This is a genomic window from Desulforhopalus sp., assembly GCA_030247675.1.
Taxonomy (GTDB): domain Bacteria; phylum Desulfobacterota; class Desulfobulbia; order Desulfobulbales; family Desulfocapsaceae; genus Desulforhopalus_A.
In genome coordinates, this window is the sequence record JAOTRX010000013.1 from 25,861 (window position 1) to 35,957 (window position 10,097).

The following is a 10,097-nucleotide window of genomic DNA, read 5'->3' on the forward strand; positions in this document are numbered from 1 at the left end:
AATATTCTTATTATTTTTTTACAGGAATTGGTCTTGCAACCCCTTCTTGTACTATAGCAGTACGGTCATTTACCACTGCGTAACTTGTCACAACAAGGTGGCGGTATTCGGAATCTTGTTGCCCATCCCCTTTTCTTTGTGAAAAGTCCGCCTCTTCAATGAAGTTTGGCTTATCAATATGTAGCCGAGGTGGAAAATCGTTGGCTGGATGCTTCGCTGGATCTCCAGCAGCACCAAATCTGAGTAGATCGGACCACGTGGTAACTGGTGTTTTGGTCTCCTCATTTTTTCGGGCTCTGAATGAGCCCACTATCTGACCATTGGGAGCAATGCATTCACTCAAATCTTCAATGCCATTTGCATTTACATCCGTTATCGGAACAGTAGGAGGGAAGGTTACAGTATCACTCCCAGCTAGGAATGCAGTCGTCACCCAAGCTACTGTCCGAAATTTTGCTGTCGCTACACAGCTTTCTTGATTAAAGAAGTCTTCCTTTGCCACACGGTCATTTCCAGCAATCTGTAATTCAACAGTAGTGGTGTTTAAGGCGAAAGTACCAAACAGGATCAAAACCATCATAACTAATAAAGCAGTGACCAGAACAAAACCACTTTCATTGTTAATGACTCGAACCATGGGTAATTGCATCATTATCTTATTTCTCCTATTCTTCACGCTCTACGCATTGTCCTGTTAATAAGAAGGCTAACTTGTTTTATAACACCTCCTTCGGGCCAAACAACACACACCTCAAACCTCATACCTACTTGTTCACCACCTATTTCGGGGTACAATACTGGTGTACCATCCACATAAATAGTGTAATTACCACTTATCTCGACACTATCAGCTGTGATATTGGCACCACCTGCTCCAACTCCGGCGTATACAGTATTAATTGCGGCATTATTGCTTCTGGTTGCAACATCATCGGGGCTCATAGCCAAAATTTGTTCAACTTCATCGAGTGCTCTGGTAGAGGCGTCGGTGATATCATTGGCAAGCGAATTGCCCCTTATAGCACCTATTTGCATGCCAAATAAGGCTAGAATGCCAACAGTAAGGATCACCATTGCGAGCAACACTTCTAACAAAGTAAACCCTTCTTTATATCGCAAGGGCATAATTGTCGTTTGAGCAGTTTGTCTGCTCAACCCAGCTTTATTCGGTTTTAATTTCATAGATTTCCCGTTATGTTTCTGCACTCTAATCTTGTAACCAATAAGCGCCGACGAAAATTATCGTTATATGGGCCCCAGACATCACCGGATGCGGCAGTAAAAGTAGTACCGGCGTTCGTGAAATCTGGATCAGGCCGTCCAGATCTCGCTAAAATAGAGATGCCAACTGAGGTAATGGCACCTAAATCGTTCGTCTGCTGTCCATTGATATTAAAATATAGAAACTCAATACGTTCTATGTTTTCAGCAATGGCTTGATACCCTCCGGCTCCACCAACTTGCCTCCCAAGCGGTAAGGATACATCAGGATTACCATCGCCATCAGCATCTATATCAGGAGTACCATCTCTATCAACATCGCTGCCGGCAGCATCTGAGAAGCCAAAATCTATCATTTCTCCATCGTCGTTGAAATCCCTGTCGCCATTGGCATCTAAAGTAAAGCTCATCTGCCCTTTACCTGCTACCGTGATTCCCGTTAATGCCGGCTTTCCTACTGATTTATTCGGATCATACCCCGCCATTCTGATTTCTCCGGCCATTGTAAAAATCGCAGCTCGAATGTTTTGTTGCATTTCCGCGACCTGTTCCTGCGCCACATAAGTCCTTTGCTGGGAAACGTACGCCGTATAGATGGAAATCCCAACAATACTGGAAAGTGCCAATGCCAGAACCAGCTCGATTAGTGTAAAACCCCCAACTTCTGTTAAGCCTTGACAGGGTTTAAGACCTTCATTTATCACTCCCAGCACCTCCTTTATATTTTATCAGCGCATATCTTCTATTACGCTTAAATCATGACCACCATGTTTTTAAAAACGAACCACTATAATCTTTCCATCCTCACTGAACCGGCTGAAGTCATAGTTATACGATAAACTGTTGGAATACTGGTGGAACCAATATTGAGTGTTTTAACCGGAGGTATAACAGCGGGAACACCACCTGGCCAGAAGGCAAGACCACTGGTTCTAAAACCATCCCCAGCGAGGAAATCATTAGCGGCATTGCCATTAGCGGGAAAGGTAATGGTAGCATCCAGTTGGGTGTTGGTTATGACAGTATCACCATTGTTGCATACTTGATCGTTATTGGTGTCAATGAAGATTCTATAGCAGGGTCCAGCAGGAGCAGCACACCCCGGCCATCCCATGCAAACACCCGGCGGATTAATCGCTAAGATAGCATTATTATTACTTCTAATAGCCCTGGTCTTTGCCTGCTGCATATCAGACACAATACCTCTCACCGCTCCCTGCAAACGATACCCGGGCATGAAGGCATTGAGCACTGGAATTGCTATTGCAGAAATCACTGCAATCAATCCAATGACTATCATGACTTCCATTAGAGAGAAACCGCGAACGGAACAAAGCGGCACCAGGATTCTCTGTCTCAATAATTTTCTTGTACATACAAAAAATCTTTTCATATTGAAAAATCTCCCTAACCATCAATCAAACTCAATAACGGCAGGCCATTCGTCCAGCGAATGACACCTAGCAACTACCGCGCCATTTTCCCTAAACCGCTTTCCAAACAGCTTTTACCTTTATTTATCAAAAAGATACACATCAAACATGTAATGTTTACGTTTTCTTGTGGATCATTGCCAACCTCTAAAACATTAAATTTTTTTATAGTTGAGTGGGGGTGATTGACAACCTTCTTAATAGTACGTGGTAAAAAACCCTGACCTCCTTCGATAAAAAAATTCTGCAAAATTCAGGAAATGAGAAAATTGTAAGAACCGCCGTTTATATCCGAGGACAGAAGTTATGTTCGCCCGACAAGTGGTTCAATTCAACTTTATCGTTGCTTCCTATGAGCCTCGTTTTCTAACCAATTATTTAAATCGAAGAGGAAAATCATGATAAATTCAAAAGGGTTCACCCTTTCCGAGGTTTTGATGACTCTTGCCATAATGTCGGTTGTTTCAGCAATAGGTGCGCCAACCCTTCTAAATTTTTCACATCGAACCGAATTCAGAGCAGAGGCCGCGAATTTGGTTGGCTGGTTGAACTGCGCTAGAATCGAGGCCATAAAAACCAATTCAGACGTAGTAATTGAAGCAAACTCGAGCGGCTACAAAATATTTGTCGACAACAGCAGAATTCCCGGTCGAGCAAGTGATTGGTCAAAACAATCCGATGAAAAGCAGCTAACTCATTGTCAGATTAAAAACGGGCTAACTCTTTCGAGTAATTTTCCTAATAACAAGGCGAGGTTCAATGGCACGCCCGGGGTAAAAGCCGGTCGATTTATTCTTACAGATGCAGGCGGAAACAGGATAGATGTAGTTATCAATGCCGTCGGCAGAGTCCGGGTTGAACAAAAACAACAGCAACTACTGGCGAGCAATAAGTAACTACCAACAGAGCCGAAATACCATTATATATACCAGTCATCGACAAATATTATGGCTCGAGATTATAGTCTTTTATCTTACTTAGGAGTGATGGGTAGCTGATCTCTAGCAGTTCAGCTGCCTGCGTCTTGTTTCCTTTGGTCTGGGCTAATGCTTTATCAATCAGGTATTTTTCAACAAGCACCTTTCCCTCTTTAATGGAGACCGTTCTTGATAATAAATTCCCTGACTCGCGACGCTCCCTCGGGCTAATGTTCCCGGGTAGGCTCTCTGGCCCAATCCAACCATTTTCAGCATAAATCACTGCATGTTCCATAGCATTTCTTAATTCACGAACATTACCAGGCCATGGATAACTGCCCAGGACAGCAAGGGTGCCTTGGGTCATCCCTTTGATTGGAATATTCATTTTGCGACTTTCAATGGCCATGAAGGCATGTGCCAGGATAGGGATATCACCAAGACGGTCGCGCAATGGAGGCAATTTAAGCTCAACTATGTTTATTCGAAACAGCAGATCCTGACGAAACTGTCCTTGTGCAACTCCTTCTGAAAGATTTTTTGCCGTTGCGGCCAGGACTCGAACATCAATTTTTCGGCTTTTTCCCGAACCAAGAGGCCGAATTTCCCTCTCTTGCAAAACCCTGAGGAGCTTAACCTGTAGCGTCAGCGGTAATTCGCCAATTTCATCGAGCAGTAAGGTGCCGCCATTAGCCAGCTCAAACAAGCCTTTCCGGTCGGCGTCAGCGCCGGTAAACGACCCCTTCGTATAGCCAAAAAATTCGCTTTCCAGAAGACTTTCGGGTATTGCACCGCAGTTGATTGAAATAAATGGCCCTTTGTTTCTATAGCTTAGCTTGTGTATCCCCCTTGCAACAAGCTCTTTGCCCGTGCCGCTTTCTCCGGTGATCAATACCGTAGTATCATGACTTGCGACTCGCTTTGCCAGATTTAGGACTTCCTTTATCGACTGGCTCTCTCCAATAATGTCCGAGAAACCGAAATCCTTTTCAAGCTCCTGAACTTTGCAACGGAGGTTTTGGTTTTCCTTCTTCAGTTCCATCCGCTCTGCGGCTTTCTCTAGAATACAAAGTATTTCATCAAGCTTGAATGGCTTGATAATAAAATCATAAGCGCCTGATTTCATAGCCGACACGGCGGTATCAACAGTAGCAAAGGCCGACATCATGATAATAGTGGCCTCGATGTTGATATTCTTGGCTTCCTGTAAAAACTGTAAACCATCCATAACCGGCATTTTCAAATCGCAAAGAATAAAATCAAATGGCTTCTGCTTTGCCGCAACCAACCCCTCCTGCCCATTCGAGGCAGAAAAAATCTCATATCCTTCTTTGCTTAGAAATGCCGACAACATATCCAGCATGTTTTTTTCATCGTCAATAATCAGGACACTGTGTTTCATTGAGTTAATAGTCAGTAGCTATAGTTTTATACTCTTTCGGTGGCGTCATATGATGCTTCGTCCTGTAAAGGTAGTTCCAACTTTACCGCAACTCCGGAGGGTTCCACATTACTCAAACTAATTTTCCCGCCAAGTCTTTCCATAATAGTGTGGCAAACAAATAATCCTAGGCCGGTTCCTCTCCCAACTTCCTTTGTGGTAAAAAATGGATCGAAGATATCTTGGAGGTGCGCTTCGTCAATTCCCGCACCATTATCTTGTATAGTGACAATCAAGGCCGTCGCCATTGTGCCGGTTGGGGCATTGAATGTTTCGACAACAATCTCTCTTGAGACATATGGAAGTTCGGCCATCGCATCCACGGAGTTAAGGAAGCAATTAATCAGAACCTGCCGAAGAGCGTCAGTGTCTGCTACTATTTGATCCTGCTCGGCATGAAGCCTTGTGATTATACTGCATCCGGAAAACGATTTCTCCAGCTTGATAAAACCAATAACCTCATCAATGACGCCATTTACTGACAATGGCCCTGACGCCGAACGTATCGGCCCTGCAAAATCGAGAAGCTGTCTGATCAGTTTCTTTATCCTGTCTAGCTCCTGGTAGGCTTTGTCGGAATATTGCTTTTTTTCTTCACTGGACAAATCATCACGACTGAGTAAGCCCACATACCCCTGAATAATTGACAGCGGATTACCAATCTCATGGGCGAGTCCGGCTGACAAACGGCCTACCGAAGCCAACTTCTCGGAACGTACCACCAGGTCATTTTTATCCTTCAGGTCTTTATTGACTCCCTCCAACTCGCTGACAGTTTGCCGAAGCTTGCGATTATCACTTTCTATCCTATCCAACAAGACATTGAGGCTGGTCGATAACTTTCGAAAAGCATTTTCCTCATCACTGATCAAGAACAGAGATTGCTGGTCCGAACAATAGTTGTCGGCCTTCTCTACCAGTTTATCGAGAGGTCTAAAAAGGATGCGTTCCATCCTGAAATAGCCAAGCCCACAGATTATTGCGGTATTGACAATGAGATAGAAGAAAGCAATCAAAACATCCTGTTCATACCGCGCATAAATCGGCAGCAAGGACCTCTCTGCCGAGATAGTGCCAACTACCTGACCGGTTCTGCTGAGCAAAGGGACGGCTATCTGAGCGACCTCACTTCTTTGGAGGAAAACGTTCCAACTTGATCCGGCAAAACCGATTGCTGGTTTGCCACTGGTTCTTGCTTGTTTTGCTTTCTCAGACAATTCCTCAGGGAACAAACAAGGGAAAAGGCCGGTAGCCACATTTTCTTTTAATTCTACCCGCAAGCATGAGAATCCTTCAGTTTTTTCGTCATGCAAATCTTCGTAACTTGCCATCAACCGTTGACGTTCTTCGTCATTTCCTCCTCCATGATATGTGGCAAATCTGGAAAGTGCCTGCAGGGTAAAACTTGCCAGGCTCACGTCTTCTCGAACGGCAGAACGAACTCCAAGAAAAATGAAGATTACGCTTTGCAAGCACATGGCTAAAACGAGCATCAATGCAAAGGTCAGCATAATTCCTGTCTTAGGTCCTTTTCCTATCATAAACGATCCCACCCAATCCGCCAAGGAACAACAGCTTGATAAACAAGTACTTATCAGCAACCTTGTGTGGTTCTCAACTGTTGAATTCAGGTTGCCTGCTGTTATTACCATTAACAACAAAAACACAACAATAAATATCTGCCATACAAGAGTCACTTAAACTTCTGAGCCACAATCGCCGATTCAACTGCATCAAATTGAGGAAAAAATTCCAATAAGACTTGACATTTTTTGTCACTAACTGCCAAAATGTGTAAAGCGTTATTGAATTTCAAATTAAAAAGAGGTAATGAAAACCCTGAACTTGTTTCCTGGAAGCAGTTTATTGTATCAGCAAGTCAGCAAGTTATAAATGGCCAATACAAATATTATCAAATGGCATATTTTGTGAATTAATAACTGCGAAGAAAAGAAGTTCGAGGCGCAAGGACAGTCTGTCCACAACGAAGTACCAATAGCAAAACCCTTAAGGAGGGCAAAATCATGATGAGGAAAATTATGCAATTAAAGAAAGACGACCAAGGCTTCACCCTGGTGGAACTGATGATCGTTGTAGCGATCATCGGTATCCTGGCTGCAATCGCCATCCCGCAGTTCGCCGCTTACCGGATCAGAGGCTATAACTCTTCGGCACAAAGCGATACCAAGAATATCGCCACCAGCCAAGCTGCTATGATGGCAGACTGGCAGTCATACGGTGGTTCCCAGGAAACTGCAGCTGTTGCTGTGTTCGTTCCAGCGGCTTTCGGCGGTGGTTTAGGTGCTGCTTGTCTGGGTGGAGACGCTGACGCGGATGGTCTTGCTCAGACCATAGTTGCTACACCTAGAGGCGTTGCAGTTTCCGTCGGCAACAACGTCACATTGTTTTCTAACGATCTTGCCCCCGTTAATGCTGGCGATCCGTCAGTTTCCTTTACAGCCGCCGCCAAACATCTGCAAGGAGATACCACTTTCGGTATGGAATCTGATTCTACTTCTGTATACCAGTGTCCACCGGTTCCCGCTGGTGGTGCCTGTATAGTAGCTGTTGGAACGGCACTTGCTGCCGCGCCTGCCGCAACAGTTGCGGCCTTGGATTTCACAATAGCTAACGGTTGGGTTGTTAAATAATTTAACCACCATTATGATTTTCTCATAACGAGGTTAGAAACGAGGTGCTCTCAATTGAGAGCACCTCGTTTTTTTGTATTTTTAGCAGAGCAACACTGCAATAACATGATTACCTTTAAAAACGTTTGGAAAAAATATTCCAAGGAGCTCTTTCGATCAGCACCGCCGGCCTTGCAGGATGTCTCCTTTTCCCTAAAACAGGGAAAGACACTTGGCCTGATCGGCGCCAACGGCGCAGGCAAATCCACTTCGATTCGCCTGCTGATGGATTTTATTCGCCCGACACAAGGCAGTATCAGCTTATTTGATCGAACACCATCTGATTTGAGCTTGCGTAATCAGATCGGATATTTACCGGAGACTGCCAGTTTTCCCGCAAATCTGACTATTAACGACCTGATTCGCTTTACAGGTGCAACCTGCGGTATCCCCGACAACATTAGAAAAAAACGGGGTGAAGAGCTCCTCCACCAACTTGGGCTCTGGAATGTTCGTCGAAGCCCTTTGCGTACATATTCTAAGGGCATGCAACAACGTGCAAATTTTATTCTCGCTCTTCTTAATGACCCACAATTACTGATTCTTGACGAACCGATGAGTGGCCTCGATCCGATCGGTCGCGGTCAGATCATTGACCTTATCGAAGGTTTGAAGAAACAGGGCAAAACCGTTCTCTTTTGTTCCCATATCCTGGGTGATGTTGACAGACTGGTTGATCAACTGCTGGTGCTGCACAGAGGACGTATCCTTTACGATGGAATTCCTGCTGAATTTCTTAAGAATGAACAGCAAGCCGGCATTGAATCGGCCTATCTCTCTCTAATTAATAGAACAGAAAATGCTTACAAAAATCTGGAGTCTGGCTCTTCTGGTAATAATTGATGGCCTCAGACGTCATGCCTTAATCGGCTTAGTGCTGCTGACCTTGCTTCTTGAGGTTGGAGGGCTGCTTTTTTTTGATTTTATCCCTCGCGATATAGGCAGGGCTTCCGCAGATTTTATCCTCTCTGTCGGTTGGCTCACCGGCTGTCTCTTTTTATTCTTCCATGCTGTGCAGGTCATGGCCTGGGATGAAGAGCGGCGTACTATTCACACCATTCTTGCTCGACCTATCTCTCGGCCCCAATATGTGCTAGGTGTCTTTCTGGGTCTAGCCATGCTGCTTTTCCTGCTGAACTGTATTTTAGCCATTTTGGGTTACGTTATTCTCGCACTTATCAAGGGTTCGGTTAAGCCGATCTTTTTTCATCATCTCTCCACCGGCCATTTTTTACTCTCTTGGCTCGGACTCTATTGCATTGAATTGACCATTCTTTCCGTGATCATGCTTTTTTCCGGTCTGATACGTGGAGGCTTTCCCGTTCTTCTGCTTTCAATCAGTTATTATTTTATCTGCACCGGACTGCCGGTAGTGCGAGATTCCTTGATGGCATTGGCCGGAGAAGGGGAGATCAGCCGTTCGCTAAGCACCATCCTTCGTTGGTTAACCGCCCTTTTCCCCGATTTCAATAGGTTTGACTTTAAAGCACTCATCACCAGCGAACAGGGGAAACCTTTTATCCAATATTTTTCTACAGACATCGTTCTCATGATCACCTACATGACCGTTATTCTCTGGTGTGCCTCCATAGTTTATCAACGTCGTGACTTGCAATGAGCCTCCTGTACAACCTCTTTCTCCTGCCGCTTTTGGCTGTCTATTGCGCGGTTTTTGTGTTACAAGAAAAACTGTTTACTGACACCCGCAGCAATCTTCAAGCTATCCCTTCTTTCCAATTGGTGAAGGCAGCAACTGGATATCTTCACCAAATCTCAGCCGAAATCCTCTTCGTCAAGGAAGCGGTATTTCTCGGTGGAATTAAAGCAGGCACCGATGAAGCATCCTTCGCCCCCGTTCTTTCTAATAATTACCGGCAAATTACTTTGCTATATCCAGAATTCGTCGATCCATACTATTATTCTCAAGCATATCTTCCTCACCTTGGTCTGGAATTTGCGCAAGATACCAATGATATTTTAGCAACAGGGATATCGCACTACCCGAATAATTTCTTATTTCGTCTTTACTCCGGCGTCAATTCTTTTCAATATTTGGATGCCCCATTGGCCGCCGCAAAAACCTTTGAAGAGGCCAGCAAACAGCCAGATGCACCGCCAATTTTCAGTCATCTCGCCGCAATTCTCTCCGCTCAGGGTGGGAATCTCCAAGCGGCAATAATAACTCTACAGATAATGGTTAAAGGTGAAGAAGACGAGACAGTCAAGAAACGATATCACGAAGAAATAGAGATGTTCAAAAAAGCAATGCTAGTGTCTAGTCAACAATCAAGTGTCGGATAAAGACGCAACAATTTTACCCGTGCGTTGTCGGTCGTAAACTGCCAATTCACTTTTGCATTTTTATTGTTTCTGTGTTTCTGCCATGCACTTACTT

10 protein-coding genes and 1 pseudogene are annotated in these 10,097 nt (G+C 44.5%); 5 read left to right on the plus strand and 6 right to left on the minus strand.

Annotated elements, in window-relative coordinates; all coding sequences use genetic code 11:
• Nucleotides 1–10: 10 nt before the first annotated feature.
• The 4 genes from OEL83_20825 to OEL83_20840 all read right to left on the minus strand — a co-directional run bounded on the left by OEL83_20825 (nucleotide 11) and on the right by OEL83_20840 (nucleotide 2,614).
• On the minus strand, nucleotides 11–652 hold the full coding sequence (locus OEL83_20825; GenBank protein MDK9709490.1) for a hypothetical protein: 642 nt from the start codon (nucleotides 650–652) through the stop codon (nucleotides 11–13).
• 20 nt (nucleotides 653–672) lie between these two features.
• Nucleotides 673–1,182, minus strand: coding sequence for a prepilin-type N-terminal cleavage/methylation domain-containing protein (locus OEL83_20830; GenBank protein ID MDK9709491.1), 510 nt, complete (start codon nucleotides 1,180–1,182; stop codon nucleotides 673–675).
• A complete protein-coding gene (locus tag OEL83_20835; GenBank protein ID MDK9709492.1) occupies nucleotides 1,179–1,925 on the minus strand; it encodes a prepilin-type N-terminal cleavage/methylation domain-containing protein in 747 nt (248 codons plus the stop codon). Before OEL83_20835 ends, OEL83_20830 begins: the two co-directional genes overlap by 4 nt.
• A gap of 83 nt (nucleotides 1,926–2,008) precedes the next feature.
• Nucleotides 2,009–2,614, minus strand: coding sequence for a GspH/FimT family pseudopilin (locus OEL83_20840; protein MDK9709493.1), 606 nt, complete (start codon nucleotides 2,612–2,614; stop codon nucleotides 2,009–2,011).
• A gap of 438 nt (nucleotides 2,615–3,052) precedes the next feature.
• On the opposite strand from OEL83_20840, the gene OEL83_20845 reads away from it, so the two are divergent.
• A complete protein-coding gene (locus tag OEL83_20845; GenBank protein MDK9709494.1) occupies nucleotides 3,053–3,550 on the plus strand; it encodes a GspH/FimT family pseudopilin in 498 nt (165 codons plus the stop codon).
• 49 nt (nucleotides 3,551–3,599) lie between these two features.
• Here OEL83_20845 and OEL83_20850 read toward each other — a convergent pair whose 3' ends face one another.
• Both OEL83_20850 and OEL83_20855 read right to left on the minus strand, forming a co-directional pair.
• Nucleotides 3,600–4,973, minus strand: coding sequence for a sigma-54 dependent transcriptional regulator (locus OEL83_20850; GenBank protein ID MDK9709495.1), 1,374 nt, complete (start codon nucleotides 4,971–4,973; stop codon nucleotides 3,600–3,602).
• Nucleotides 4,974–4,999: 26 nt separating this feature from the next.
• Nucleotides 5,000–6,553 (minus strand): ATP-binding protein, encoded by a 1,554-nt coding sequence (locus OEL83_20855; protein MDK9709496.1) that lies wholly within the window; start codon nucleotides 6,551–6,553, stop codon nucleotides 5,000–5,002.
• A gap of 498 nt (nucleotides 6,554–7,051) precedes the next feature.
• Here OEL83_20855 and OEL83_20860 point away from each other — a divergent pair.
• The 4 genes and pseudogenes from OEL83_20860 to OEL83_20875 all read left to right on the plus strand — a co-directional run bounded on the left by OEL83_20860 (nucleotide 7,052) and on the right by OEL83_20875 (nucleotide 10,003).
• Nucleotides 7,052–7,150, plus strand: a pseudogene (locus tag OEL83_20860) (prepilin-type N-terminal cleavage/methylation domain-containing protein).
• Nucleotides 7,151–7,768: 618 nt separating this feature from the next.
• Nucleotides 7,769–8,545 carry an ABC transporter ATP-binding protein gene (locus tag OEL83_20865; GenBank protein ID MDK9709497.1) on the plus strand — a complete coding sequence of 259 codons (777 nt, stop codon included), beginning with the start codon at nucleotides 7,769–7,771 and terminating at the stop codon, nucleotides 8,543–8,545.
• 31 nt (nucleotides 8,546–8,576) lie between these two features.
• Nucleotides 8,577–9,320 (plus strand): ABC transporter permease subunit, encoded by a 744-nt coding sequence (locus OEL83_20870; protein ID MDK9709498.1) that lies wholly within the window; start codon nucleotides 8,577–8,579, stop codon nucleotides 9,318–9,320.
• A complete protein-coding gene (locus OEL83_20875) occupies nucleotides 9,317–10,003 on the plus strand; it encodes a hypothetical protein (GenBank protein MDK9709499.1) in 687 nt (228 codons plus the stop codon). The genes OEL83_20870 and OEL83_20875 overlap by 4 nt, the downstream gene beginning before the upstream one ends.
• The last annotated feature ends 94 nt before the right edge of the window (nucleotides 10,004–10,097 follow it).

Bases quoted from the DNA above. Each gene is read 5' to 3' on its own strand.
- OEL83_20875 (MDK9709499.1), top strand. From the start codon at position 9,317: ATGAGCCTCCTGTACAACCTCTTTCTCCTGCCGCTTTTGGCTGTCTAT.
- OEL83_20825 (MDK9709490.1), bottom strand. From the start codon at position 652: ATGATGCAATTACCCATGGTTCGAGTCATTAACAATGAAAGTGGTTTT.
- OEL83_20830 (MDK9709491.1), bottom strand. From the start codon at position 1,182: ATGAAATTAAAACCGAATAAAGCTGGGTTGAGCAGACAAACTGCTCAA.
- OEL83_20840 (MDK9709493.1), bottom strand. From the start codon at position 2,614: ATGAAAAGATTTTTTGTATGTACAAGAAAATTATTGAGACAGAGAATC.
- OEL83_20855 (MDK9709496.1), bottom strand. From the start codon at position 6,553: ATGATAGGAAAAGGACCTAAGACAGGAATTATGCTGACCTTTGCATTG.
- OEL83_20845 (MDK9709494.1), top strand. From the start codon at position 3,053: ATGATAAATTCAAAAGGGTTCACCCTTTCCGAGGTTTTGATGACTCTT.
- OEL83_20865 (MDK9709497.1), top strand. From the start codon at position 7,769: ATGATTACCTTTAAAAACGTTTGGAAAAAATATTCCAAGGAGCTCTTT.
- OEL83_20850 (MDK9709495.1), bottom strand. From the start codon at position 4,973: ATGAAACACAGTGTCCTGATTATTGACGATGAAAAAAACATGCTGGAT.